Raw genomic sequence first — 24313 nt, 5'->3', positions numbered from 1 at the left:
CTGCCCGGAATCCAGATTTGAGATACGGTGCGACATTCTAGAGATCACCGGTCTTCAGCAGAATCTGTTTCCAGATCGAGGTTTCGTCAAACAAGGTGTATTCTTTGCGCAGACCCCACGGACCGAACTCGGCGTGGCTGATGCCCAGCACAAAGACCTCGGCCCCTGTGGGCACGCCGAACACGCCCCAGCCGTCATGCTTGCCGTGCAAAGACCAGCGGATCGCGGCGCGCGGCGGCATCATCGGGTCGTCACGGCCGATCTGATGGTGGATCTTGAATTCGGCACGTGGGAACGCTGCGCGCAGACCCATCCAGAACCTATCAACCGGCCCCCAACTGTGGCCGGTCGTGCCGCCGGGATATTCTGACAGAACAGCGCGGTCGTATTCAGCCTCGATCACCCTCATATCGGCATTCATGATCCGGGTCAGGATATCCGCGTATTTCTGGCCCCATTCACTGTCATTGCCACGGCCTTTATAGGGGCCGGGCCTATCGTTCGCGGGCGTGAGGGGCTGCACGCAGGCGTCTGGCCCACCCTCGCGCGCGATCAGATCGCGGGCGTATTCCTTGGGATCCCAGCCCATCTGCTGCACGATCGCGCTCTGGTCGCGGATGAGCCACTCATCGTTGATCTGGTTGTTTATTGCGTGGCAGTCGGCAAGAATGCGGTAGATCAGTTTCTTGCCAGTCGCCTTGCCATAAACACCGTCACCGAGATGGCTCGCGGTGGATAAAAGGCGATGCGACGACAGCATGCCCTCTTCTGGCGTTCCCGACCAGATCACATCCTCGCCCAACAGTGTACGATCAGGGAACTCTGCAAGGGTCGCCATAGTGGCAGCAATGACATTCTGATTTCCGACAACCACCGACCCAGGCGAACGCACGACGATGTCCGGGGCATAATAGTCGTGCAGCGTCGCAATGCCGCGATCTTCCCAGATTTCTTTGGTGATTCCTATTATGTAATCGGGAAAGTCTTTGAATTTGGGATTAAATCCCTTCATGTCTTCCATCCTTCAGGTATGCGGGCGGAGCCTCGAACAATCAGCGGCCCGTCAATCTCGACCCGACGCGGGCCGGCATCGGGGTCCTCGATCTTGCCGAGCAGAATATCGACAGTTTCGGTGACCATGCGATTGGCGGGCTGTCGAATGGTGGTCAGGTTGTAGGCTGGCCATGAGGCGACAGTGACATCGTCATACCCGATGACCGAAACGTCCCCCGGAACATTCAGCCCCAATTCGAACCGCAGCGTGTCCATCACGGAAACGGCCATGTGATCGTTGGCGACAAACACCGCATCAGGCGGATCGGCTTCGAACATCCGCAGCGTGGCTTGCCGGGCTTCTTCCGTCGAAAAGTTTCCTACTTCGCGGGCGTGCAGCGTAACCCCGGCTTTCTGCAAGGTCGCAACAAACCCTGTTTCGCGGTCACGCTGGGTCGAAGCTCCTTCCCACCCGGCGATATATCCGATCTTTTGGTGCCCAGCTGCCAACAGGAACTCGGCAGCCTTTCGACCACCGGCAACGTTGTCAGATGTAACTGACGACATTGCCGTGTCGTCTTGTGCCCGATTGAACAACACCATCGGTATACCGGCCGTTCGGCAGCGGTCTGACAAATCTGAGGACAAAGCCACCGAAGCGGCGATAATCCCTTCGACCTGAAAGTCGAGTATTTCCTCGACCACATTGTCGATGTTTCCTGATTCATGCGAGGCCATGAATATCAGCACGTGGTATCCACGTTCCTGTAACGTGTTTGTCAGCTTCTCCAGCGCCTCGGGATAGAACTGGTTGTTCAGATAGGCCACGACAAGCCCGATGATCCGGCTTTTCCCGGACACTACAGCGCGGGCCAGAACGTTCGGGCGATAGCCCAGTTCCTTGGCCGCCTTGCGCACCTTTTCAACGGTTTTTTTCGACGCAGACGCGCCGGGGGTGAACACACGGCTGACCGCAGATTGGCTGACCCCGGCGAGACGGGCAACTTCCAGTGATGTAACTTTTTGTGTCGCCATCAGTCTGCCGTCCAACCTCCGTCAACCATCAATGCCGTGCCCGTCACCAGCGCCGACGCATCCGATGCCAGATAAACCACCGCCCCCATGATGTCTTCAACCTCTCCGGGGCGACCCAGTTTTATCTTGTCCAGAATCCAGGCCCGCTTGTCCGGATCGTCAAAAGTCGACTTTGTCAGATCCGTCAGAATGAAGGTGGGGCAAATCGTGTTAACCCGGATCTTTGCCGGTCCGAACTCAAGCGCCATCGCCTTGGTGAAGCCTTCGACCGCGAATTTCGACGCACAATAAACCGCGCGTTCGCGACCACCAACATGGCCCATCTGGCTAGAGATATTGATCAGCGAACCGGGGCGGCCAGCGTCGAGCAGGCCTTTGGCAACAGCCTGGGTCAGGAAATAAGCACCTTTGACATTGACGCCTATCACCGCATCGAAATCTTCCGGCTGTGTTTCCACGGCCTTGCTGTGTCGGGCAAGCCCGGCTGAGTTCAGCAGAATATCGAACGGCCCATTTTGCGCTACGGCTTCAGCGGTTGCCGCCACGTCCGAAACATCCAGTTCCAGAACTCTGGCAGACCATCCCTGCGCCGACATATCTTTTGCAATATCCTGAAGCGCACCAGCACGGCGCGCCGCCAAAGTGACCTCAGCACCATGTTCCGCCAGCGCCACAGCGCAGGCCATGCCTATGCCCGACGAGGCTCCGGCGACCAAAGCTCGCTTGCCGCTCAGGTCGAAACTGGGGGTGCTGGGAAAATGTGGCATATCAGACCTCGCCGACCGGGAATGGGATGGTGCCGGGTACACGTGCCTTATTGAACTCACGCAGTCGGGCAAAAACATCTACGCCCAATTGCCGATACACATCCAGCAGATCGACCAACACCCAATTCTCGCGGATCAGCCCACCTTCCAGACGCCAGAAATCAAGTGACTTCAAAGTGATCCGTTTGCCCGAAGGCGCAATCCCCATCCAGCCGTCATGGGTGACGGTCTGGATCATGTTCGGCCAGCCGGTCACAGCGGCGTAGTCGCCATCACCAAAAAAGTGAAAGGTGATCTCGTCGGCATACTGACCACGATCGGGCATTCCGTTGAGGAAGGGAATCTGGTGCCAGTTGCGGAATCCCGCGATACCGCGCGCTGTCCCGATCCCTGCGGGACCGTACCAGTTCATGCGCGGATGCCAGAACCGCTCCATCTCCATCACTTCGGGCCCACCCTGGCTGGGGTGTTTCTCAAGATGTTTCAGCATGTCGACGATATGATTGCACGAGGCCAGAGATTTCACCTCATCCCACGGTCCGGACACAACGCCATCCAGAGTCGCCGGGCCGGGAATGCAGAACTCCAGCCCCAGAGACGGGGCCATTGGCCAGGCATTCGCCTGCATCATGACTTCGGGAACGTCCCAGAGTGCCTGAATCTCGACAACCTTGCCATTTTCAAAGCGGTAGAATTCGTGGAACCGCATGTGGGTCAGATGCCCGGTCGGCGGGATGTCCAGCCAGGGGGCGACGAAGGTGCCGAAGTAGTGGCCGCCGCAGCCAACCCAGTCGTTGCCCTGTTCTGTCCGACCACCCATGACGATCCAATCGCGACGCTCAAGATCGGGCATGGATTTCAGAAGTGGCGCGTAACAGGTGTCATAGAGTTCCTGCGGGCCGGTCAGATCTCCGAATGGATACAACATGTGGATGGCAGCATCGGGCGCGATCACCGCCTCCAGCGCCGCTCGTACTCCGGCTTCGTCGAATTTATACATTGCCTCGCGCAGGGGCGCGATCAGGACCTTGTGGGTAGAGTGAGTATCCATTGCGAAATCTCGCATTATTTTAACTTCTTATCCAAAAAATTCTGTAGGGCCCCGGTCGAATCCCTGCGCAAGATTCGTCACACTTACGAAGTCGCATCGGCCGTCTCGCGGTATGGTGCGCCTTCACCATAGGGCACGTTGATGCCCCCATAACGCCGGACACGGATGTTGCATTGTTCGGCATGGCCGACAAAGCCTTCCAGCATACACAGACGTGAGCCGTATTCGCCGATCATCGCTGCGGCCTCATCAGTGACGACCTTCTGATAGCTGTGGGTTTTCATGAATTTGCCGACCCAGAGCCCGCCGGTATAGCGCCCGGCCTTTTTGGTCGGCAGTGTATGGTTGGTACCGATCACCTTGTCGCCGTTGGCCACGTTGGTGCGTGGACCAAGGAACAGCGCACCGTAACAAGTCATGTTTTCCAGGAACCAGTCGTCGCGATCTGTCATGACCTGAACGTGCTCGGACGCGATGTCATCGGCCACTTGAAGCATCTCGTCATAGGTGTCGCAGACGATGACCTCGCCGTATTCCTCCCAACTGACCTTGGCAGTGCCGGCGGTGGGTAGGATCCCGAGGATACGGTCGATCTCGCTCAGTGTCTCTTCGGCCAGTTTGCGCGAGTTGGTGACCAGAACGCAGGGGCTGTTATATCCATGCTCGGCCTGTCCCAGCAAATCGGTCGCACAAAGCTCGGCGTCCGCAGCAGTTTCATCGGCGATGACCATCGTCTCGGTCGGACCCGCGAACAGGTCGATGCCCACCCGGCCAAACAGTTGGCGCTTGGCTTCGGCCACAAAGGCGTTGCCGGGGCCAACCAGCATGTGAACCGGATCAATGGTCTCAGTCCCTATCGCCATGGCACCGACGGCCTGGATCCCGCCCATGACATAGATCTCATGCGCGCCTCCTAGATGCATCGCTGCGATCACGGCCGCATTGGGTTTGCCCTGGAAGGGCGGGGTACACGCTATGATGCGCGGAACACCGGCGACCTTGGCAGTTGCCACTGACATATGCGCCGAAGCCACCATCGGGAATTTGCCACCGGGGACATAGCATCCCACTGACTGAACAGGGATGTTCTTGTGACCAAGGATCACTCCTGGCAGAGTTTCAACCTCGATATCCAGCATCGAGTCGCGTTGTGCCTGCGCAAAGTTCATCACCTGTTTCTGAGCAAACTTGATATCGGCCAATTCGCGCTCGGACAGCGAAGCGATCAACTCGTCGATCTGATCCTGGCTCAAGCGGAAGCTTTCCGGCGAGTAATTGTCGAACTTCTCAGACAGCTCGCGCACTGCGGTATCGCCGCGGGTTTCGATATCCGCCAGCGTTTCTTCGACAACAGCTCGGGTTTTGGCATCGTCTTCCGCCCGGTCAGCTTCAGGTTTGCCGCGTTTCAGGTATTCAATAGCCATTGTCTCTATCCTCAGTTTTCGGGCCGGGGTGGAGTTTTTTCTCCCCGGTCAAATGCTTCCCAGCCTTCGCCGTTGAACAGATCAACGCCAAGCTGCGCGGCGACGTGGGCGAAATCGACGTTCACCCAGTTGTCAACGATCTTGCCATCGACGACTTTCCAGAAATCCATGTATCGGATCTCGACCCGCTTGCCGGTGGGCGCGATGCCCAGAAACTCGCCCGAGTGGGTTGCCTCCTGGCGGCCAAAGGCCGCAGCCCATTCGCCCATATAAAGCCGGGCCTCATCAATGCAGGTCTTGTCCGAGAACGCCGCCTGAAACGGGCGTTGCCAGTTTTCCTGAAACTCCTTGAGCCCAGTTTTGGTGCCGCAGCCCCGGTTGCCGATCCAGCGGAACCCTTCTGCGAAGAATTCGCCGATATCGTCGATGCGGTGATCGTTCAAACCATCGACCATCCCCTCGATCACGGCGCGGGTCTCGTCGGTTTTTCTCATGTCCGTGTCACGTGTCAGCACGGCCTGTTCGGGGCGGGAGCCCTTCATGTGTCTTTTCCTTTTATGGATACCAAGGGGTTTTCTGTCTGGACGGGGACAGTTGGTCGGCCGTCAGAAAATCCCTTGGCATCCGGTTGAGCGCCGGGTGGCGCGCAATGGCGTTATGTCTGGCGGAACAGCTCATCGGGTCTGTTCAGAAATTTGGGCAAAAAGGTCGTAACCCAGTTGCAACAGCAGATGTGGAATATCGAGCATGCACCAGTTCTCGATGATCTTGCCGTCTGCGCAGCGCCACCAGTCGCAGTCACGCATAAAAACGCGCTTTCCCGTTGGCTCCAGGCCCAGGAAGGATTTGACGTGGACGCCGGTGATCTGCGGCCAGCCGCACAGGAATGCATAGTCGCCATCCCCGGCCTTGCAATTCGAGCCGACCCCGGTGACGCCTGCGTCCCTGCCGTCACCCCAGCCTTCGAACGTGTCCTCGAAGGGGGATTGGAAATCGGCGAAGGCATCGACCGTGGCATAGGATCCCAGCCCGCCGGGACCGTACCACACCATTCGGTCATCCCAATAAGGCCGCCAGCTTTGGTCCTCGGTCGTCAGCTGTACTAGCATGTCCTCGACCAGATCTGCTGTGGCGCGTGACTGCGCTGGGTCTGATGGCCCAATGACGATGCCGTCATGAGTTGCCGGACCCGGCACGACACCTTCATAGCCCTGCAGTTCCAGCGGCCAGAGGCCAAGCGCGATGATCAACTCGGCAAAGCCGAGAAAGACATAGGATTCGACGATCTTGCCATCTTCCATTCGGTGGAATTCACCAAAGCGCAGAAATGCCAGTTTGCCGCTGGGTGGAATACCACAAAGCGGTCGCTTGAAATGACCGTGGAAATACCCGGTTGAGGTGACCCACTCGCTTCCCAGGTATTCGCCACCTGTGACCACATAGTTCTGACGGGTGAGCCCCTCGAACGCCTCTGAAATCGGCAAGATGACAGAGCTGACGTAGCCGTTGCCATCAGGGGCTGCATTGATCGGATGGCTCGCTTCGGTAGTGGCCGTTGCGGCGAAGATCTCGCTAGCGGCCGTCTCCATGGTTTCGCAGAGGCCCTTATCAAAGCTTTCGAGAAACTGACGATAAAGCTGTTTGTTTTCAAACGTGGTTCCGGTAGCAATACCCATCGCTGGGCGATTTGCGCGCTTGTTCATGGCGCTTTCCTTTTTAGGACGTTTTCCTATTCGCGGTGGCGGTGTGCAGGCACGAGGACCCGCGCGCATCAAGGCAAATGGAATTCGTCCCGGCCGTCGGGCCCGGCGCGCAGCCAAGTTCAGGCTGGCTGCGTGCGCATGGGCAGATACGGACTGAGGATGAGTGCGCCCCATTTATGTCAGCCTTTCACAGCCCCGGCGGTCAGGCCGCCCACGATCTGACGCTGGAAGAACATCACCAGGATGAACAGTGGAACAGTGGCAGAAACCACGGCTGCAACAGCGAACATCACGTTGCCCTCGGTTTGCGTTGTACCGAGAAACGCGGCAATGGCAGGCACCATAGTACGGTTGCTTTCAGACAGCAGCATCGCCCCCACGGCAAAGTCGTTATAGGCCAGAAGGAACGAGAACAGCCCGGTCGTGATGACGCCTGGCCACATCACCGGAATGATCACACGTCGGAAAGCCTGAAACTGGTTGCATCCGTCGACCTTGGCACTTTCATCCAACTCGCTCGGGATGTTCTTGAAGAAGGAATGCAACATCCAAAGAGTGAACGGCTGGTTGATCGCCACAAGCACGATAATGGTGGTTGGAAGAATTCCCCAAACATTCCATTCAAAGAAGGGTAACAGATAACCTGAGACCAGAGTGATTGGCGGCATTGCACGGAAAATCAACGCTGTGATCAAAAGCCAGAATGTGTAGTTGTAAGTAGACCGCGAAAGGGCATAGCCCCCTAAAGTCCCGATAGTCAGTGAGATGGTAACAACAAAGAAACAGACGATCCCGGTGTTCAGAACATTTCGCCAGAACTCTTCCTGAATCCAAGCACCCTCATATCCGGTGGTGGTGAACGGCGAGCCATAAACCGCTTCGGTTCGGGCACCAGTCAGGGCGTTGGTCCAGTCAGCGATCGAGAAGAAATCCAGTTCGACCTTGAACGAGCCCCAAACCGTCCAGAGGAACGGAAAGGCGGCCAGGATAAACCATAGGAGCACAAACAGGGATGAGGCGATCCGAAGGCTTGTAGGCATTCTTTGCGCGCGGCTGGCCATATTATCTTGCTCCTTTGAAATCGCGCCAGGTGCGGACAAGCACGGGCGACAGAAGAATTGCGACCCCGAAAATCGTCATCACAGAGGTAGCAGCAGCGGAAGACAGTTGCCGAGTCTCGCCACCGAGATCGTAGAAGATGAAGGTGCTGAGTGATTGCGCATGCGCTTGTGCACTGAAGCCGATGATAGGTTCAAACACCTTGAAATTGTCCATCAACTGGATCAGTGCTACAAATGTGACCAGGGGCATGAGATGGGGAACAACCACGAATTTGACCTGCTGCCAGCGCGTCGCCCCGTCTATCTGGGCGGCCTCAATCTGGTCTTGGGGCAAGGTTTGCAGGCCAGCATAGAACACGACAAAGGCAAAAGGCGCAGCGTGCCAAACACCATAGACCATCAGCGCTACCCACATCAGCCCTGTTGATGCTTTCAGGCTGAAATCCGGATCTCCAGCAAGATATACGAGGGCGTTGCCGATCACCCCGCGACTGTCAATCATCCAAAACAGGATGAGCGAGCCGATCAGCGGGGTCACGATCATGGGCAGAAGAGAGAAAAAGATCATCAGACCTTTGAGTTGCCTGTGCAGGGAGTTTACTGCCAGCGCAATCACCAGCCCCAAAATAATTGTGAGCGGTGTCACGACAGCAACGAAGGTCAGCGTGAATGCCATCGCCCGGTAAAAGGGCAAATTGCCGAGTTCCGAGAAAAAGCCGCCCCATGTTTCATTCGCGGCCCAGATTTGACCAATTTCCTGTATCGCCAGATGGCCTCGGTTAAAGTAAATGTCCAATCCCACAAACCGGCCCAGAGGTTGCTCGGCGCGAAGCGCCGCGGTGGCCTCTTGATCAACAGTGGTCTCAGTTGTGCATCCGATAAGCGGGGTGCAGTTTTCGACCTCTAACAGAACAGCCGGATGGGGTGCGAAGATCGATTGAGTCACCACCGAGACAATTGGCATTGCAATGAACAGAAGCATCGCGAGTCCTGTGGGCAGGAAGAACCAAAGGAATGTCTTATGGCGCATGTTGCAATCCTCGTGTCAGTGGGATTGCGCGGGCGGTTATCAAAGGCACCCGCGCAATAGGCTTCTTATTGCAGATAGCCTTGCTCGATGGCGGCGGCACGATAGGCGGCTTCTACATCAGCCAACGCTTGTTCCGCGCTTTCCTTGCCCTGCATGAAATCAGCAAGTTCGTTGCCAAGTGCGCTGTGCATGAGCCCCATGTACGGTAGCATCGGATAGGGTGGTGTGCCCATTTTGGCCGCAGCAAACACACCCTCGGCATCTTTTCCCGGCTGGTAGCCTTCAATCAGCCAGACCGCCAACGGCGTGGTTTCATCGTTCAGCATGTCAGGACGGATGCCATGTTTCATTGCAATGAATGTGGCCTCGGCCTCTTCATCTGAGATGTTCTTTCCGACAGTCCAACCGTCCCACCACAGGGTCGTTGCAGGGATATCTCCGCCACCAACTGTCAGCGGCGCGCCAATCGCATGGCCGTCGATTACCTCCTGCAACACACCTTCGGTGGTGGTTTGCTGCGATGCGCGCGAACCCCACATATTCATGATTGCAACGTTGCCAGCACGGTATTCGGCATTGGTGGCGTTGGAGTCATGAGTCAGGAAGTCGGGGTTCATGTATTCCGACAAAGCCTTCATCATATTCAGGGCGTTGACACCGGCCTCAGAATTCACGTTGGGTTCGGCCGTACCGGGTTTAAAATGGCTGCCGCCATAACCAAGGAACATATTGTTGAATTCCTGCGCCAGGTTCCAACCCGATGCATAGGCTCCACCAACCGGGTTTTGCATAATACCCTGCGCACGAATGGCCTCGGCCACCTCGAGCATTTCCTCATAGGTAGTCGGGACTTCCACACCGGCTTGCTCAAGGATATCCTTGCGGTACATCAGATGCTGCGCGTTCGCCATGAAGGCGATAGCCATGATGTTGTCGCCAATCTTGATCAGCTGCCCAGGCTGCAGGTCCTGACCATACTTTTCCACCAGATCATTGAGCGGACGAATAACGTCTTCGTTCATCAGTGCCACAACCGAACTATTGGCGATGATTGCGGTCGTGTATTCCGACGGATTGCCCGACAGGCCAGCCACGTTGATGGTCTGGTGCTCGGATGTCAGGTTGGATTCTACCGACGCCCCGGTGCATTCCTTTGCTCCGGCTGCGACGGCCTGGATGGCCGCAAATTCATTACCGACTATGTTGACACGTGCGCCGATTTCGCAGGCATATCCTGCGCTTGCGGCAAAGGCGGCTACCGAGCCGGCCAATGCAATTTTCTTCAGAAACATCAATATTCCTCCCTAGATGGATGGTGCATCTTCGAAGTCTGCACCCTGGTTACCACGTCCCAACGGGTGTCGTTTGCGGTTCTCAGCCTTCCAGGCGAGCCCCAGTTTGCGCATCAAACAGATGGCAGTGGTCGGTATGGATATGAATCGAGACCTGATCGTCGATTTCGGCCCGATAGGTTTTGTCGGCCTTGACCGAGACCAGCGCACCACCGATCCGAACCGAGACCATGGTGCTGTCGCCCAACAGCTCTTGTGTATAGATCGGTGCATTGATCTCGCCGCCGCTTTCCACAACATTGGCGTCCTCGGCGCGAAACCCCAGCGTGATAGGACCGTCGGGCGCGTTCAACCCGTGTACCTCAGTGCTTTTGGCGCGAAACACGCCACCCTGAACCTCGCCATCGACAAGGTTCATTGCCGGGTTGCCGATAAAGCTGGCGACAAAGGTGTTGGCGGGGGTGTCATATATATCGACCGGAGTACCGACCTGTTGCACGACACCCTGTTTCATGATCACCACCCGATCAGCCAGTGTCATAGCCTCGATCTGGTCGTGGGTGACATAGATCGTGGTGACCGCCAATTCGTGGCTGAGGTTCTTGATCTGTGCGCGGGTGGAAACGCGCAGTTTTGCGTCAAGGTTGGATAGTGGCTCGTCCATAAGGAACACGTTCGGCTCGCGCACTATGGCACGAGCCAAGGCAACCCTCTGACGCTGACCACCAGACAATTCCGCTGGCTTGCGGTGCAGGAAGTCATCCAACTCAACCATGGCCGAAGCGCGCCGCACTTTTTCGTCATGGGTAGCAGGGTCAATACCGCGAACTTTTAGCGGGAAGCGAATGTTCTCATATACATTCATATTCGGATAGAGCGCGTATGACTGGAACACCATCGCAACATCGCGGTCTTTGGGCTCCATGTCATTTACTCGGGCACCATCGATCAGAATATCGCCCTCAGATGCGTCCTCGAGGCCAGCAATCATGCGCATTGTCGTGGTCTTTCCGCAACCTGACGGCCCAAGAAGTACCAGAAATTCCTTGTCGGCTATTGTCAGGTCAAAATTGTCAACTCCGACAAACGATCCCCAACGCTTTCCAACATTGCGAAGTTGAATTTCGGCCATTCTGCCCTCCCTGTTGCACTCGTAGTGCATACGCTTGCAAAACCATAGACAACAAAAGAAACATCTGGCAAGCTTTTTTTGCATGCGTGTGCAAAAGCCGACTTCATCTTCCTCGCAATTCGCCCCTTGGCAGCGACTAAAGAACTGAAAGAAAATAATAATGTCCTATGAAATCCAAAAATCGATCATCTTGGATTACTACACGGCGCTCAGCAGCGTAAAAGAATCGGATATCGCCAACACGTTGTCTGAGTTCTGCACAGAAGACTACCTGTGGCGCGGTTTCCACCCGTTTGATGAGCTTCGGGGCACCCATGACGTAGCACAGGCATTCTGGCGTCCCCTGAAGCAAAGTCTAAGGAAAATGCAGCGCCGGATGGACGTGTTCATGGCCGGAAAAAACGAGATGGACGGATTCACCTCGGTCTGGGTTGTTTCAATGGGGCATCTGATGGGCCTGTTCGACAATGCGTGGCTGGGCATCGCCCCCACGGGCAAGATGGCGTTTTTGCGCTATTGTGAGTTCAACAAGATCGAGAATGGCAAGATCGCCGAAACGGCGATGTATTTCGACATCCCGCATTTCATGATGCAGGTCGGGTTGCAGCCCTTCCCGCCTCAAACTGCAGCCCATCTGGTTCAACCCGGACCGATGACGCATGACGGGTTGATGTTCAGCCCGCAGCCTGCCGAAGAAGGCGAGAAAACTCTCGACACGATCAATGCCATGATTTCCGATCTCGGCCAATGGAACAGCGGCTTGAGCCTTGAGGAAGAATTGCGCCAGACATGGAGCGAAGACATGATTTGGTGGGGGCCCGCCGGGATCGGTGCGACCTATACGATTGAGCGTTATGCAAAGCAGCACTCAGGCCCGTTCCGCGCATCCTTAACGGACCGCTCGAAGACCAAGCACATTTGCCGCTTGGCTGAGGGTCACTATGGCGGCTTTTTCGGCTGGCCGAATTTCACGGCGCGGCCCACCGGCGGGTTCATGGGTATGCCCGCCACAGACAAGGCCGGTGAATTCCGTGTGATCGACATCTATCGTCGCGCGGGTGACAAGCTGGCCGAGAACTGGGTTTTCATTGACCTGCTGCACTTCTGGAAACAACAGGGTGTCGATATTTTGGGGCGCATGTCGAAAGTACCGCGAACATGACCGGCTGGATCGATGCCCATCACCACCTTTGGGACCTTGAAGCTGTAAACTACCCCTGGCTGATGGCGCGCGGGGTGGAAAGGTTCTTTGGCGACCCGACGCCGATTCAACGGAATTATCTACTGCGCGAGTTCCGGTCCGAAGCCGCGCCCTGCGGAGTCGGTGCCTCGATCCATATCCAGGTGGGAGCCAAAAACGGTCTGGACGAAGCCCGGTGGGTTCAAGCTGTCGCCGAAACCAATCCAGACTGGCCAATGGCGCAGGTTGTGTTCTGTGACCTGACCTCGGCTGACCTACACGCCCAGCTTGATACGTTTCAGGCTCTTCCAACTGTACGCGGTGTGCGCCAGATCGTCGGGCGCGCACCCGGAGAGGACGCGCAGACGGGAACCAATTTCCTGTTGGACGATCCGCGGTTTCTGGACGGACTGAAGGAGGCTGGACGGCGTGACCTCAGCTTTGATCTGCAGCTCATTCCTGATTTGATCGGAAAAACCACCCGAGTTCTCGCGCAAGCCTCGAATACACGAGTCGCTCTATGCCATGCCGGATCACCATATGACCGCACTCCGGCGGGCCTGAAAAGCTGGGCTCAAAGATTGCGCGCTCTGTCCGATCTGCCGCACGTCTCATGCAAGCTCTCAGGTCTGGGCATGTTCGATCACAACTGGGCGCCTGAGAGTATTCGCCCGATCGTGGAGATTTGCCTTGAACAATTCGGACCAAAGAGGGTCATGTTTGGCTCGAATTTCCCGGTCGACAAACTCTATGGCAATTACACATCGCTGGTACAGGCTTACCGTGATCTGGTTCCGGCTGAGGCCCAATCGGCTGTGTTCAGAGAAACCGCAGAACACTTCTATGATCTCGAGGTGCCCTGAGAGTGATATTCAATGACTCGGCCCCTTGATCCGGGCCGATCGGATGTAGAATCCGTTCCCGTTTCTTTCTCGTGATTAGGTTGCGGTCAAGGCCTGCTGAGCGGAACCGTTGCGCAGCTCAAGCGAAGCAGGCCGGGCGGTACGGTTAAGATTAGCGTAAACGGCTGGTGCCAGTCCGCCGAGAGAAATGTGCGGTCGCTGTGTATCGTAGTCAATCCTCCAGTTTTTGATGATCTTTCGGGCTTCAGCCAGGTTGCCGAAGATATGTTCGTTTGAGCGCTAGCAGAAATGCGCTCGAACTGACAGGTAGGGGCGAAGTTTGCGACAGAACCTGGAACGGTTGTGTTGCAAATTTTTGGAACGATCAAAGTAAGCGTCTTACCAGGCACACTTATCCTACGATCTCAGCAAACACCCGAAAGCCAGAGGTGGCTGCGCTGAAGAATTGCTGTTTCCGGATCATGTTGACGACTTTGATGCCATCCAACGTAGCGGACGCGGATGCGAATGATTTGAACCCACACATATGTCGAACACGCCGTTTTATGAACCGATGATCCTGCTCGATCATATTGTTCAAAAATTTGGACCTGATTGTCTGCACCTTGGCTTGGCAACCAAACCGCTTCAGAATCCTGTTCACTTCTCGAATGCCGGCTGCGTTGGCTCCGCTCTTATCGATGACGACTTTGTCTGGGATTCCGTTTGATGACAGCGCTTTGGTAAAGAACCTGGTTGCTGCGGGACCGTTTCTTCGCTCAGACAGCATAAAATCAAGGGTGTTCCCTGCTTTGTCGACGGCCCGATAGAGATACACCCACTTACCGCGCACACGGAGGTAGGTTTCGTCCATTCTCCAAGATTTCTGTGTTGGACGCTTTTTCGATTGCGCCCGCGCAGCGATCATCGGCAAATATTTTACAACCCATCTATTCAACGTGGCGTGATCGACGGAAACGCCCCGTTCAGCCATAATTTCTTCAAGGTCGCGATAGGAAACAGTGTGGCGCAAATAGAAAAACACAGCGTACAAAACCACATCCTTCGGGAAGTGGCAGCTTTTCAAAGAAACCATTCTGAAACCTGCTCGCGATTGATTTGAAAGCAACAAGCACCAGGGCACGCGATTTCGTCAACCTCGGTCAAAATTCGCGACACAACCAAATTTCCTATCGACAACTGCGTTCCGGAAAGACATCCCAAATTTGAGCTCTGCAAGGTCTCTACCCGGCTCTCCAGTTTCAAAAAACCAATCCAAGGGGATTGCTAGGCGCTTTCCAAACATGAGCTAAAAGCTCGGCCCTGGGCACCGAAGTTCCGGCCAAGTATCGGCTCATTTGCGTACGGTTCACACCTGCAACATCAGTCAAGAATTTCACTGACCCAACCTGTTTGGCGAGGTGGTTTAGTCGTGCTGCCAGCGCGTCCCGCATATCTGATTGGCTGGCCGTACCCCTTGTCATTTTCAACCTCTTTTCCAGCGAGAGCAGGGGAAAAGTTTACTCATCAACACGCTGTGTGTCTCCTATAATCTGAAACCAGTTTCAAACGCTTGCCCGGCATCGCAGGCCTAGTGGTTCAGAATCTTGCTCAGAAAATCCTGCGCTCGATCACTTTCCGGGTTGCCAAAAAACTGCTCGGTGGGACGGTCTTCAATTACCAGACCGGCATCCATGAACACCACCCGATCCGCCACCTTGCGTGCAAAGCCCATCTCGTGCGTGACAACCATCATTGTCATACCGTCCTTTGCCAGTTCGACCATCACATCCAGAACCTCATTGATCATTTCCGGATCAAGGGCCGAAGTCGGTTCATCAAACAGCATCGCAATCGGGTCCATAGCCAGCGCCCGGCTGATGGCGACCCTCTGCTGCTGTCCACCTGAAAGCTGCCCGGGAAATTTTTCGATATGTGGCAGGAGCCCAACCCGATTGATCAGAGCTTCAGCTTTGGCGTTGGCCTCGTCACGTGACCGGCCCAGGACTTTCTGCTGACCCAGACAAAGGTTCTCGCGCACGCTCATATGTGGGTAAAGCTCAAAGTGCTGGAACACCATACCAATGCGCGAGCGCAGCTTGGTAAGATTGGTGCCTTTTGCGGTGACATCCACGTCTTCAACCTGAATGCGGCCCTGCTGCACCGGCTCCAACCCGTTAACGCATTTGATAAGGGTGGACTTTCCTGATCCGGACGGACCGCAGACCACTACAACCTCGCCTTTTTTGACGTTGGTGGTGCAATCGGTCAGCACCTGAAAGTTGCCGTACCATTTAGAGATGTTTTCAATGCTGATCATGCTGTTTTGGCCTTCTGAAGGTGCCGGACAACAAGTGAACCGGCGAAGCAAATGCTGAAGTAGACAAGGGCGGCGAAGATATACATCTCAGCAAGCCGGCCCTCGGTTCGGGCGACAATAGATGAGGCGGTCATGAAGTCGCGCAAGCTGACAACAAAGACAAGGCTGGTATCCTGGAACAGAATGATGCCCTGCGTCACAAGGATCGGGATCATGTTCCGGAACGCCTGTGGCAGGACCACATAGCGCTGGATCTGCCAGTAGCTGAGGCCAGTGGCCTGTCCGGCATGCACCTGTCCTTTGCGGACTGACTGAATGCCTGCCCGGATAATTTCTGAATAGTAGGCCGCCTCGAACATGACAAAGGCGATCAGCGCCGAATAGAAGCCGCCAATCGGCCGACCCAAAGCAAGAGGCACCAGGAAGTAGAACCAGAAGATCACCAAGATCAGCGGCACCGAGCGGATCAGGTTCACATAACCTGCGGCGAGGAGAGCCAATGGCGCGATACCAGATAGCCGCATCAAGGCAAGGCCGGTCCCCAAAATGATACCGCCGATCACAGCAAGAAAGGTAAGCCATAGCGAGAGCTGCAAGCCCTGCCACAGAAATGGAAGATTGTTCCAGATGACGGAAAGATCAAAATCACCCATAATTCAGCCTTTTCCGACAAAACCCGGGATGCGGGTGTATTTTTCAAGAGTCTGCGCGATGACTGTCGCACCAAGAGCGATGACGACGTAGATGACCGTCGCTGCGGTAAAGGCCTCAAATCCCTGAAAAGTGTATTCCGCGATCTGCTGGCTTTGCGCCGTCAGTTCAAGAAGGCCGATGGTCAGCGCCAGTGAGGAATTCTTGAAGATAGTCAGGAATTCAGAGGTCATCGGCGGCACGATCAACCGGAAGGAAATCGGCAACAACACGTAGCGATATGTCTGCGCAGTCGAGAAGCCATTGGCATAGGCTGCGCTGGTCAACCCGTGACCGACGGCATTGATCCCGGCACGAACCTGTTCGGCAACGCGGCTTGCGGTGTAAAGTCCTAGACCGATAACAGCCGTAACATACTCGGGATTTGGCATGTCCCGCTTCATCCAACGACCCAGATCGTCCGGAACGATCTCAGGCATGACGAAGTACCACAGGAACAGTTGTACAAGAAGCGGCACATTACGAAAAAGTTCAACGTAGGTGGTGCAAAGTAAGGCAACAGGCCGCGATGGCAGTGTGCGCCCGACGCCAATTAGAACACCGACGGCCAGCGCAAGAACCCAGGCCACAAGCGCGACCGCAAAGGTCCACCCCAGCCCCGATATCAGCCAGCCAAGGTATTCCTCTTCAAAGAGGACACCCCAGTTCCAGTTGTAGTTCATGCTTTCTACCCTGATAAGAATGGTGCCGGGCCTCCCGCGCACGGTGCAGGCCCGACAGTGTTGCTACAGGAGGAGGTTATTCCGGCAGCGCATTAAGCTGGAACGCAGCCTTCAGCAGGTCTGTCTGACCGACACCCAGCGGATCGAACCACTTGGCATAGATGTCGTTGATCTCACCCGAGCGGAACACATCTGCCATAGCCTTCTTGCCGATCAGTTCAAAGGCGCTGTCGTCGCGGCGCACCATCAACGCATAGGGATCGAAAGACAGGAAATCACCGACCACCGCGAAATCTTCGGGGGTCTTGGATTTTGCAATGAGCCCGAACAGAAGGATGTGATCCGTGGCATAGACATCCACACGATCAGTTTCCAAAGACAACATGCCCTCGGCATGATCCCGCACCGGAAGAACCTTCACGTCCAGCCCCAGCTCTTCAATTGCCGCCTTGACGGCACGCTCGTTGGTGGTGCCCTGCGCCAACGCAACGGCCTTGCCGCCCAGATCTGCAACCGAATTGATGCCGGAGTCTTTACGGACCATCAGTTTGGTACCGGTGATGAAGGTCGTGGGCAGATATTCGACCTGCTCCTGACGGGTCAGGTTGTTCGTGGTCGAGCCGCATTCAAGGTCAATCGTGCCATTGGCCATCAGTGCAATCCGGGTCTTGGGGTTCACCGGCACATATTTGATCGTCAGTTCCTTACCCAGCTCGGCGGAAACCGCTTCGACCACCTTCATGCAAAGGTCGATCGAATACCCAACCGGATTTTGGTTCTCGTCCAGATAGGCAAACGGAACAGAGCTTTCCCGGTGTCCAATGACAATTTCGCCCGAGGCGTCAATCTTGGCCAAAGTTCCCGTGCGATCCTCAGCCACAGCCGGAGCAGAAAAGGCCAAGGCAAAAGCCAATACGGCCGCTGGTTTCATATATTTCATGGTTTTCTCCCTTAGTTTCTGTTGCTTTTGTTAGTCCTGATAGCCCGGCAGATCGAAAATGCCGGAATATCCAAATAACGCTGCACTTCCACCGGTGTGCAGAAACACAACATTATCCATTCCTTCGAAGTAGCCTTTGCGAACTTGATCAATCAGGCCATCGAGCCCTTTGCCCGAATAGACCGGGTCAAACAAAAGCCCTTCGAGTTGAGCCAGTTTCAGAAGCGCCGCACGCATGCCGTCGGTCGGCAGGCCGTAGCCTGGGCCAACATAATCACAGTTCGCGCGCACCGAGGTACGTTCAATCACGGCCCCCATTCCAAGGTAATCCATGGTCTTGCAGGCCAGGTCATAGACCATGCCTTCCTGTTTCCCCTGAGGTGCCCGAACACCGATCCCAAGCAAGTGAATGTTGCTGCCAAGGGCAGCAAGTCCCGCCACCAGCCCTGCTTGGGTTCCCGCACTGCCGGTGGCATGGACCAAGGCGTCAATCTTGAGACCGATGTTTCCGGCTTGCTCTTCCAACTCGGCGGCACAATTCACATAACCCAACGCCCCAACGCGATTGGAGCCGCCGCCCGGGATGATGTAGATCTTGCGGCCCTGATCTTGCAGCGTGCTGGCCAAGGCTTCCATTTCAGCGTTCATGTCGGCACCACCTGCTCGTTTGGAAACGGTTGCGCCATGTAGCTGATCCAGCAGAACATTACCGTTGAAGTTATAAGTCTCGTCATTCGACCCGGTGCGATCCTCAAGCAGGATATGGCAGTTCAGCCCCAACCGGGCTGCTGCGGCTGCTGTCTGTCGTGCATGATTGGACTGGGTGGCGCCTTGCGTGATCACTGTGTCAGCACCCAGCTTCATGGCGTCGGCCATCAGAAATTCCAGTTTGCGAGTCTTGTTGCCGCCCGACGAAAGGCCCGTGCAGTCATCGCGCTTGACCCAGATGCGCGGCCCGCCCAGCTCGTCACTCAACCTTTCCAGCGGCTCCAACGGGGTCGGAAAATGACCAAAACGCACACGTGGAAAGTTCTCAAGCGCGCGCCTTACAAGCGCGAGGTTGCCGCCCACTGCCATAGCACTTTCTGCCGCTGCGGTTTGCATTGTGTACATTCCCTTTACGTATTCTAAGTAAGGCTAAACGCAAAAAATCGTGTTGGATAATGCCAATATTGCAGTGTACCCGTACATAAGGTATGGGTAAGCATGGATACACGCCTTCTAGAAGACGCTCTGATCCTGTTGGAAGAGCGCAGCTTGACCGCCGCTGCCGCGCGTAGGAATGTAACACAACCCGCCTTTTCACGGCGCATTAGATCACTGGAACATTGGATCGGAAAAAGCTTGCTGGTCCGTGAGGCCAACCGGGTAGAGCTGTCTCCGACGCTACTACAAAGCGAACCTCAAATCCGGTCGCTGCTCGCGCATTTGCGGCAATTGCATGGGCATCTTAATAACCCGGAAGGCATCGGAGAACCGCTGGTGATGGCGACGCAGCACTCGCTTTCGGTGTCCGTCGTTCCAGAGATTCTTCGCAAACTCCGCGCACGCAGCGGATTGCCGCAAATCCGATTGCGCACGCAGAACCAGGTGACAGCAATGTCCACATTCCTGCGCCATGAATGCGACATTCTGGTGAGCTATGAATTCCGTGAGCTGCCCCAGGTGCCTTTCGATGACACCGTTGATCGTTACATTTGGCGGCGGGACACTTTGCTTCCGGTCGTCGGAGGCGCACTAAAATATGAGCTGCTGGAAGGTCAGATCCTACCACCGGAAGCCCCCTGCATTGATTTCCCCGCAGACAGCTTTTTTGGGCAGATTGTGTTACTGCATCAAGCTAAAGCGGACCGTGCCTGGACGGGAAGATCGGCTGTGGAAAGCGCGTTTTCGGTGGGGATCTCCCAGATGGTTTTGGAAGGAAGCGGCGCTGCCTGGGTTCCTCACTCGCTTATCCAGAATCACATAATTACTGGCGATGCTGTCATCCTCTCTCCGGAATACGGCCGCCTGCCGCTGGATATTGTTCTATACACCCACGTTTCCAACCCGCGCGGTACGAACTTCAGAAAGATGGTCGCCGAAACAGAGTAAGGGCCAGGAAACCCGCCGTAAGCATCACCCTTCTCCATTACAGACTTGCGATGTGCCTTACAGGTTTTGAGCCATCATCCAAAAGCGTTCCAACTCTGCTCGGGACCTCTCGATCGAACGGTAGAGTTTGATGTCGATTGAAAGCTCGAATTCTGGTTGGCTGATCTTCTGCAAACTCCCGTCTTTCAACTCTCGATCCGCCGCGCTTTCGGGAAGGAATGCAACGCCAATTCCCGCAAGACAAGCGGACTTAAGCGCCTCGGCAACGGAGTTTTCATAGATGGGGCTCACAATGTGACTCAGACCTCCGCGATCCAGACAAACCTGGGACACGCGGCCCAGAAAACTGTCAGGAGTGTATGACAGGAACGGAACCGGGTTTTTCCCTTCGAGGCTGTATTTGGCACGCCCATCAGCATTGACAACGCTGACGGCTATGATCCGGTCTTTTGCAATGGTCGAAGACGGGTATCGGTTTTCATCTGAAATAGTGGGCACTGTCGGATGGGAATAGCACAACATAAAGTCTGCGCTTCCGGATAAAATTGCCTCGGCGCAGCCGGAGAAGTTTTCCGCAACCAGCCTGGTTTTGGTGGGACCAAGATGGCTGGACATTCGTGTCAGCCAGTTCGGGAAGAAGGAAATTGCCAAAGAATGAAGCGCGACGAAATCAAGCACCGATGCTTCCTGGCGAGATAAGCCACGGATATCGCTTTTGGATTGTTTTAATGCGGCAACCGTGTCGATTGCGGTTTGCTTGAATGCATGACCTGCTGACGTAAGCTCAACCGGGTGTACGCTCCTGTCAAACAATGGGGTACCGGTCCAGTTTTCCAAGTTTTTGATCCGCCGCGTGAAAGCCGACTGGCTTATGTTTCGCGCATCCGCCGCGCGGGCAAATACCCCAGCAGTTGAAAGTGCCAAGAAGTCTTCCAGCCAATCGATCTCCATCAAAATTCTCCAATTGCAGAAACTTCACACGGTAGAAGCATGTTGCAAAATTCGCAACACCTTTGCGAAAGTTGTCATGGGTGGACGGACTTGATGGCGGTACGGTCAGACCAACACACTCACAGAGTCTCGGCCCCTCGCGTTTGATGCAGGCCGCAAGACCACAAAAAGGTCTCAGATCATGAAACAACACAGAACAGAATCCGACAGCCTTGGCCCGGTAAAGATCCCGCTGGCAGCGACCTGGGGCAGCCAGACCCAGCGGGCACTGGAAAATTTCCCGATTACGGGGGTGGCGATCAGCCACTATCCGGAATTGATTGTCGGACTGGCGTCGGTCAAAAAGGCCTGTGCTATGGCCAACAAGGACCTGGGCGTCCTGCCCCACCGGAAAGCGTCGGCCATTACGGATGTCTGTGACAAGATCATTGCCGGGGGCCATCACGATCAGTTTGTTGTTGATGTCATGCAGGGTGGTGCTGGCACATCGACCAACATGAATGCCAATGAAGTCATTGCAAATCTTGGGCTGGAAAAGCTTGGGGCAGATCATGGCGATTACAGCCAGCTTCATCCGAATGATGATGTGAACCGGTCACAATCCACAAATGACGTTTACCCCACAGCAATCCGTCTGGCTGTTCTGTCCAGGATCGCGCCTATGATTGAAGCAATGCATCTTCTAACCAAATCCTTCGACCAAAAGGCATGTGAGTTTCAGCATATTATGAAGGTCGGGCGTACCCAACTTCAGGACGCTGTACCCATGCCACTTGGTGCGGAGTTCCGGGGGTTTGCCACAACAATCAACGAGGATGCCGACCGGTTGAGGGACCTGTCGCGCCTTCTGACAGAAGTGAACCTTGGAGGCACGGCCATTGGCACCGGCATCAATGCCCCCGAAAGGTTTGGCGAAGTCGCTTTGGCGCATTTGCGCGACATTACCGGCGAGCCACTTAAACTGGCCCCGGACCTGATTGAGGCTTCATCTGATCTGGGTGCCTTTGTGATGTTCTCAAGCACGCTCAAGCGGGTTGGCATCAAACTGTCTAAGATCTGTAATGATTTACGCCTAATGTCCTCTGGGCCGCGGGCTGGGCTTGGAGAAATCATTCTGCCCGCGGTTCAGGCAGGATCGTCCATTATGCCCGGCAAGATAAACCCGGTTATTCCCGAAGTTGTAAATCAGGTTTGCTATCAGGCAATCGGAAATGACCTAACCGTCACAATGGCCGCCGAGGCCGGCCAGTTCCAGCTCAACGCGATGGAGCCGGTCATCATCCATAAAGTGTTGGAAACCATGGGGTCTCTGACCAATGCAATGAATGTGCTGCGCACCCGCTGCGTGGACGGTATCGTTGCGGATGAGAAAAGATGCGAGATGTTGCTGAGCAACAGCCTTGTACATGTCACCGCACTGGCCCCGGTGATCGGATATGAGGCTGCCACCAAACTTGCAAAATATGCACAGGCGCATGGCTTGAACCTGCAAGAGGCCGCAAAACCCGCTTTGCCAGGAGAACTTGCCGAGACTGCATTGCAGCACATGCACGGCAGGGCTCCGGAGATTGCCCAATGAACAAAAACCAATCTTTACGCATAGGAATCGTTGGCGGCCTGGGCGCCCTTGCCGGAGCCGACCTGCTGAACAGAATTGTTCAAAGGACACCGGTCAGGTCGGAAGAAGACCACAGGGAATTGATATTTCACCAGAAACCGCTGCGCGAACCAGCCTCCCCCAAAGAGCTGAGCTACAGCCCAACACACCGAAAACTCTATGTTTTTGACACACTGTCCCGCATGGAACGGGATGGATGTGACGTGGCGCTGCTTCCATGTTTTGTCACCCATAGCTTTCTGCATGAACTGCAGGACGAGCTTGAACTTAAGCTGATCAGCATGACAGAGGCGATCGCCGCCGCCGTTAACAGACTGCGTCCCGAGCCGACAAAGATTGGTGTCATCACGACGCCTTTTGTCAGAAAAACTGGTTTGTTCGAGAACCTGTTTGGCAGGGAAATACAGATCCTCCATCCCCGGGAAGATCTGGAAAGTGCCGTCATGGAGGCCGTATATGGACGCATCGGGTTCAAAGCGGGACACTGCAATGAAGACGTTCTGAGACCCATAAATGCCGCCCTGATCAACCTATTCGAACAAGGCGCGACCGTGTTTGTGCCCGGTCTTTCTGAACTGCCCTTGTTGCTCAACCAGCTTGACCTGCCAGACAACATGACGGCCATAAACACGGCGGCGGTTTACGCGGATTACGCCCTGCAAGAGACCCAGTCAGGCCGCCGTCACCGGTTCAAAGTTGGAGTGGTCGGCGGTGTCGGACCTGCCGCAACCGTAGATTTCCTTGCCAAACTGGTCAAAGGGACCGAGGCGACCCGCGATCAGGATCACATAAAAGTCTTGGTTGAACAGAACCCGCAAATTCCTGACCGCACCGAAAATCTGGTCCGCGCAGGCACCGATCCAACTGTCGCCCTCTATTCTACCTGCAAAAAACTGGAACGCGGTGGTGCTGACATGCTGGTCATCCCTTGCAACACCGCCCACGCGTATGTCGATCGGATTCAGCGCCACCTTGATATTCCGATCATCAGTATCCTTGCCGCGACCACTGAACACATTAAAGAAACCACCCCAGAGACGCGTGTGGTCGGGATTCTCGGCACGGATGGAACAATACAAAGTGGCTTGTATCAGACAGCACTTGATGAGGCAGGCCTTGCCCACATCATTCCCGATGGCGATCATCAAAACCTGGTCATGGATTCAATTTATGGCCCGTTTGGCGTCAAAGCTGGATGTACCGACGGCCTCTGCAAAGAACAGATTAGCCGGGCCTTTTCCCATCTGGTTGCGCGCGGAGCCGAGGCAATCATTCTCGGCTGTACGGAATTGCCGCTCATCGTGACCGAAAGCGCAGACGCATTGGGGGCGCTTCCTGTCGACCCGACCGATGTGCTCGCCCGCAAATGTGTACAGCTCGCAAAATTCTAGGCGTCACCGGCACTTTATCCGACAAAAGAAACGGCATTGCAAATATTGCAACGCCGTTTCTCTATTTGCGCGACCATGACCAGCACGACAGTGTTACCTTGCGGCGACTGCTGGCA

Annotated in this window: 24 protein-coding genes; 5 read left to right on the top strand and 19 right to left on the bottom strand. The window is 55.4% G+C overall.

Annotated elements, in window-relative coordinates:
- Nucleotides 1-37: 37 nt before the first annotated feature.
- The 11 genes from ACR3E2_RS14825 to ACR3E2_RS14775 form a co-directional block, all read right to left on the bottom strand.
- Entirely contained in the window at nucleotides 38-1012 is a 975-nt protein-coding gene (locus tag ACR3E2_RS14825; protein WP_480484715.1) for a nuclear transport factor 2 family protein, read from the bottom strand.
- On the bottom strand, nucleotides 1009-2028 hold the full coding sequence (locus ACR3E2_RS14820; RefSeq protein WP_209599322.1) for a LacI family DNA-binding transcriptional regulator: 1020 nt from the start codon (nucleotides 2026-2028) through the stop codon (nucleotides 1009-1011). The genes ACR3E2_RS14825 and ACR3E2_RS14820 overlap by 4 nt, the downstream gene beginning before the upstream one ends.
- A complete protein-coding gene (locus ACR3E2_RS14815) occupies nucleotides 2028-2795 on the bottom strand; it encodes an SDR family NAD(P)-dependent oxidoreductase (RefSeq protein ID WP_480484716.1) in 768 nt (255 codons plus the stop codon). Before ACR3E2_RS14815 ends, ACR3E2_RS14820 begins: the two co-directional genes overlap by 1 nt.
- 1 nt (nucleotide 2796) lies before the next feature.
- Nucleotides 2797-3846: an ester cyclase gene (locus tag ACR3E2_RS14810; protein ID WP_480484717.1), complete on the bottom strand. Its 1050-nt coding sequence runs from the start codon at nucleotides 3844-3846 to the stop codon at nucleotides 2797-2799.
- Nucleotides 3847-3929: 83 nt separating this feature from the next.
- Nucleotides 3930-5270, bottom strand: coding sequence for a histidinol dehydrogenase (hisD, locus tag ACR3E2_RS14805; protein WP_480484718.1), 1341 nt, complete (start codon nucleotides 5268-5270; stop codon nucleotides 3930-3932).
- 11 nt (nucleotides 5271-5281) lie between these two features.
- Nucleotides 5282-5812 (bottom strand): ester cyclase, encoded by a 531-nt coding sequence (locus ACR3E2_RS14800; protein ID WP_209507348.1) that lies wholly within the window; start codon nucleotides 5810-5812, stop codon nucleotides 5282-5284.
- Between the two features lie 132 nt (nucleotides 5813-5944).
- Nucleotides 5945-6973, bottom strand: coding sequence for an ester cyclase (locus ACR3E2_RS14795; RefSeq protein WP_480484719.1), 1029 nt, complete (start codon nucleotides 6971-6973; stop codon nucleotides 5945-5947).
- Nucleotides 6974-7152: 179 nt separating this feature from the next.
- On the bottom strand, nucleotides 7153-8034 hold the full coding sequence (locus ACR3E2_RS14790; RefSeq protein ID WP_209507350.1) for a carbohydrate ABC transporter permease: 882 nt from the start codon (nucleotides 8032-8034) through the stop codon (nucleotides 7153-7155).
- Between the two features lies 1 nt (nucleotide 8035).
- Nucleotides 8036-9064 (bottom strand): carbohydrate ABC transporter permease, encoded by a 1029-nt coding sequence (locus ACR3E2_RS14785; protein ID WP_480484720.1) that lies wholly within the window; start codon nucleotides 9062-9064, stop codon nucleotides 8036-8038.
- Between the two features lie 65 nt (nucleotides 9065-9129).
- On the bottom strand, nucleotides 9130-10356 hold the full coding sequence (locus tag ACR3E2_RS14780) for an ABC transporter substrate-binding protein (RefSeq protein ID WP_209507352.1): 1227 nt from the start codon (nucleotides 10354-10356) through the stop codon (nucleotides 9130-9132).
- A gap of 82 nt (nucleotides 10357-10438) precedes the next feature.
- The gene (locus tag ACR3E2_RS14775) at nucleotides 10439-11488 is read right to left on the bottom strand and encodes an ABC transporter ATP-binding protein (protein ID WP_480484721.1); all 1050 of its coding nucleotides are present in this window, start codon (nucleotides 11486-11488) and stop codon (nucleotides 10439-10441) included.
- Between the two features lie 160 nt (nucleotides 11489-11648).
- Between ACR3E2_RS14775 and ACR3E2_RS14770 the strand changes: the two genes are divergently transcribed.
- Nucleotides 11649-12650 (top strand): nuclear transport factor 2 family protein, encoded by a 1002-nt coding sequence (locus tag ACR3E2_RS14770; RefSeq protein ID WP_480484722.1) that lies wholly within the window; start codon nucleotides 11649-11651, stop codon nucleotides 12648-12650.
- Nucleotides 12647-13531 (top strand): amidohydrolase family protein, encoded by an 885-nt coding sequence (locus ACR3E2_RS14765; protein ID WP_480484723.1) that lies wholly within the window; start codon nucleotides 12647-12649, stop codon nucleotides 13529-13531. The genes ACR3E2_RS14770 and ACR3E2_RS14765 overlap by 4 nt, the downstream gene beginning before the upstream one ends.
- Before the next feature lie 75 nt (nucleotides 13532-13606).
- Here ACR3E2_RS14765 and ACR3E2_RS14760 read toward each other — a convergent pair whose 3' ends face one another.
- The 7 genes from ACR3E2_RS14760 to cuyA form a co-directional block, all read right to left on the bottom strand.
- The gene (locus tag ACR3E2_RS14760; protein WP_480484748.1) at nucleotides 13607-13795 is read right to left on the bottom strand and encodes an integrase core domain-containing protein; all 189 of its coding nucleotides are present in this window, start codon (nucleotides 13793-13795) and stop codon (nucleotides 13607-13609) included.
- A gap of 127 nt (nucleotides 13796-13922) precedes the next feature.
- Entirely contained in the window at nucleotides 13923-14606 is a 684-nt protein-coding gene (locus tag ACR3E2_RS14755) for an IS6 family transposase (protein ID WP_480484724.1), read from the bottom strand.
- A 495-nt stretch (nucleotides 14607-15101) separates the two neighbouring features.
- Entirely contained in the window at nucleotides 15102-15830 is a 729-nt protein-coding gene (locus ACR3E2_RS14750; protein WP_480484725.1) for an amino acid ABC transporter ATP-binding protein, read from the bottom strand.
- Entirely contained in the window at nucleotides 15827-16483 is a 657-nt protein-coding gene (locus ACR3E2_RS14745; RefSeq protein WP_480484726.1) for an amino acid ABC transporter permease, read from the bottom strand. The genes ACR3E2_RS14750 and ACR3E2_RS14745 overlap by 4 nt, the downstream gene beginning before the upstream one ends.
- A gap of 3 nt (nucleotides 16484-16486) precedes the next feature.
- Nucleotides 16487-17203: an amino acid ABC transporter permease gene (locus ACR3E2_RS14740; RefSeq protein WP_480484727.1), complete on the bottom strand. Its 717-nt coding sequence runs from the start codon at nucleotides 17201-17203 to the stop codon at nucleotides 16487-16489.
- A gap of 76 nt (nucleotides 17204-17279) precedes the next feature.
- A complete protein-coding gene (locus ACR3E2_RS14735; protein ID WP_480484728.1) occupies nucleotides 17280-18143 on the bottom strand; it encodes an amino acid ABC transporter substrate-binding protein in 864 nt (287 codons plus the stop codon).
- 30 nt (nucleotides 18144-18173) lie between these two features.
- The gene (gene cuyA / locus ACR3E2_RS14730; RefSeq protein ID WP_480484749.1) at nucleotides 18174-19220 is read right to left on the bottom strand and encodes a D-cysteate sulfo-lyase; all 1047 of its coding nucleotides are present in this window, start codon (nucleotides 19218-19220) and stop codon (nucleotides 18174-18176) included.
- Between the two features lie 129 nt (nucleotides 19221-19349).
- Here cuyA and ACR3E2_RS14725 point away from each other — a divergent pair, with 129 nt between their 5' ends.
- Nucleotides 19350-20237 carry a LysR family transcriptional regulator gene (locus ACR3E2_RS14725; RefSeq protein ID WP_480484729.1) on the top strand — a complete coding sequence of 296 codons (888 nt, stop codon included), beginning with the start codon at nucleotides 19350-19352 and terminating at the stop codon, nucleotides 20235-20237.
- A gap of 57 nt (nucleotides 20238-20294) precedes the next feature.
- On the opposite strand, the gene ACR3E2_RS14720 is transcribed toward ACR3E2_RS14725, so the two are convergent.
- A complete protein-coding gene (locus ACR3E2_RS14720) occupies nucleotides 20295-21188 on the bottom strand; it encodes a LysR family transcriptional regulator (protein WP_480484730.1) in 894 nt (297 codons plus the stop codon).
- Nucleotides 21189-21369: 181 nt separating this feature from the next.
- On the opposite strand from ACR3E2_RS14720, the gene ACR3E2_RS14715 reads away from it, so the two are divergent.
- Both ACR3E2_RS14715 and cuyB read left to right on the top strand, forming a co-directional pair.
- Complete coding sequence (locus tag ACR3E2_RS14715; protein WP_480484731.1) at nucleotides 21370-22767, top strand: aspartate ammonia-lyase; 1398 nt, start codon at nucleotides 21370-21372, stop codon at nucleotides 22765-22767.
- Nucleotides 22764-24197, top strand: coding sequence for a cysteate racemase (gene cuyB / locus ACR3E2_RS14710; RefSeq protein WP_480484732.1), 1434 nt, complete (start codon nucleotides 22764-22766; stop codon nucleotides 24195-24197). Before ACR3E2_RS14715 ends, cuyB begins: the two co-directional genes overlap by 4 nt.
- Nucleotides 24198-24313: the final 116 nt, after the last annotated feature.

The sequence above is a fragment of the Ruegeria sp. AL7 genome (assembly GCF_056536105.1).
Note: the sequence above shows the minus strand (reverse complement) of the source record. Positions and strands in the feature narration are given on the sequence as shown.

Coding starts and splice junctions, on each gene's coding strand:
- hisD (WP_480484718.1), bottom strand. CDS start 5,270: ATGGCTATTGAATACCTGAAACGCGGCAAACCTGAAGCTGACCGGGCG.
- ACR3E2_RS14770 (WP_480484722.1), top strand. CDS start 11,649: ATGTCCTATGAAATCCAAAAATCGATCATCTTGGATTACTACACGGCG.
- ACR3E2_RS14795 (WP_480484719.1), bottom strand. CDS start 6,973: ATGAACAAGCGCGCAAATCGCCCAGCGATGGGTATTGCTACCGGAACC.
- ACR3E2_RS14800 (WP_209507348.1), bottom strand. CDS start 5,812: ATGAAGGGCTCCCGCCCCGAACAGGCCGTGCTGACACGTGACACGGAC.
- ACR3E2_RS14725 (WP_480484729.1), top strand. CDS start 19,350: ATGGATACACGCCTTCTAGAAGACGCTCTGATCCTGTTGGAAGAGCGC.
- ACR3E2_RS14735 (WP_480484728.1), bottom strand. CDS start 18,143: ATGAAATATATGAAACCAGCGGCCGTATTGGCTTTTGCCTTGGCCTTT.
- ACR3E2_RS14825 (WP_480484715.1), bottom strand. CDS start 1,012: ATGAAGGGATTTAATCCCAAATTCAAAGACTTTCCCGATTACATAATA.
- ACR3E2_RS14750 (WP_480484725.1), bottom strand. CDS start 15,830: ATGATCAGCATTGAAAACATCTCTAAATGGTACGGCAACTTTCAGGTG.
- ACR3E2_RS14720 (WP_480484730.1), bottom strand. CDS start 21,188: ATGGAGATCGATTGGCTGGAAGACTTCTTGGCACTTTCAACTGCTGGG.
- ACR3E2_RS14755 (WP_480484724.1), bottom strand. CDS start 14,606: ATGGTTTCTTTGAAAAGCTGCCACTTCCCGAAGGATGTGGTTTTGTAC.
- ACR3E2_RS14715 (WP_480484731.1), top strand. CDS start 21,370: ATGAAACAACACAGAACAGAATCCGACAGCCTTGGCCCGGTAAAGATC.
- ACR3E2_RS14820 (WP_209599322.1), bottom strand. CDS start 2,028: ATGGCGACACAAAAAGTTACATCACTGGAAGTTGCCCGTCTCGCCGGG.
- ACR3E2_RS14765 (WP_480484723.1), top strand. CDS start 12,647: ATGACCGGCTGGATCGATGCCCATCACCACCTTTGGGACCTTGAAGCT.
- ACR3E2_RS14780 (WP_209507352.1), bottom strand. CDS start 10,356: ATGTTTCTGAAGAAAATTGCATTGGCCGGCTCGGTAGCCGCCTTTGCC.
- ACR3E2_RS14810 (WP_480484717.1), bottom strand. CDS start 3,846: ATGGATACTCACTCTACCCACAAGGTCCTGATCGCGCCCCTGCGCGAG.
- ACR3E2_RS14815 (WP_480484716.1), bottom strand. CDS start 2,795: ATGCCACATTTTCCCAGCACCCCCAGTTTCGACCTGAGCGGCAAGCGA.
- ACR3E2_RS14790 (WP_209507350.1), bottom strand. CDS start 8,034: ATGGCCAGCCGCGCGCAAAGAATGCCTACAAGCCTTCGGATCGCCTCA.
- cuyB (WP_480484732.1), top strand. CDS start 22,764: ATGAACAAAAACCAATCTTTACGCATAGGAATCGTTGGCGGCCTGGGC.
- cuyA (WP_480484749.1), bottom strand. CDS start 19,220: ATGGCAGTGGGCGGCAACCTCGCGCTTGTAAGGCGCGCGCTTGAGAAC.
- ACR3E2_RS14745 (WP_480484726.1), bottom strand. CDS start 16,483: ATGGGTGATTTTGATCTTTCCGTCATCTGGAACAATCTTCCATTTCTG.
- ACR3E2_RS14740 (WP_480484727.1), bottom strand. CDS start 17,203: ATGAACTACAACTGGAACTGGGGTGTCCTCTTTGAAGAGGAATACCTT.
- ACR3E2_RS14775 (WP_480484721.1), bottom strand. CDS start 11,488: ATGGCCGAAATTCAACTTCGCAATGTTGGAAAGCGTTGGGGATCGTTT.
- ACR3E2_RS14785 (WP_480484720.1), bottom strand. CDS start 9,064: ATGCGCCATAAGACATTCCTTTGGTTCTTCCTGCCCACAGGACTCGCG.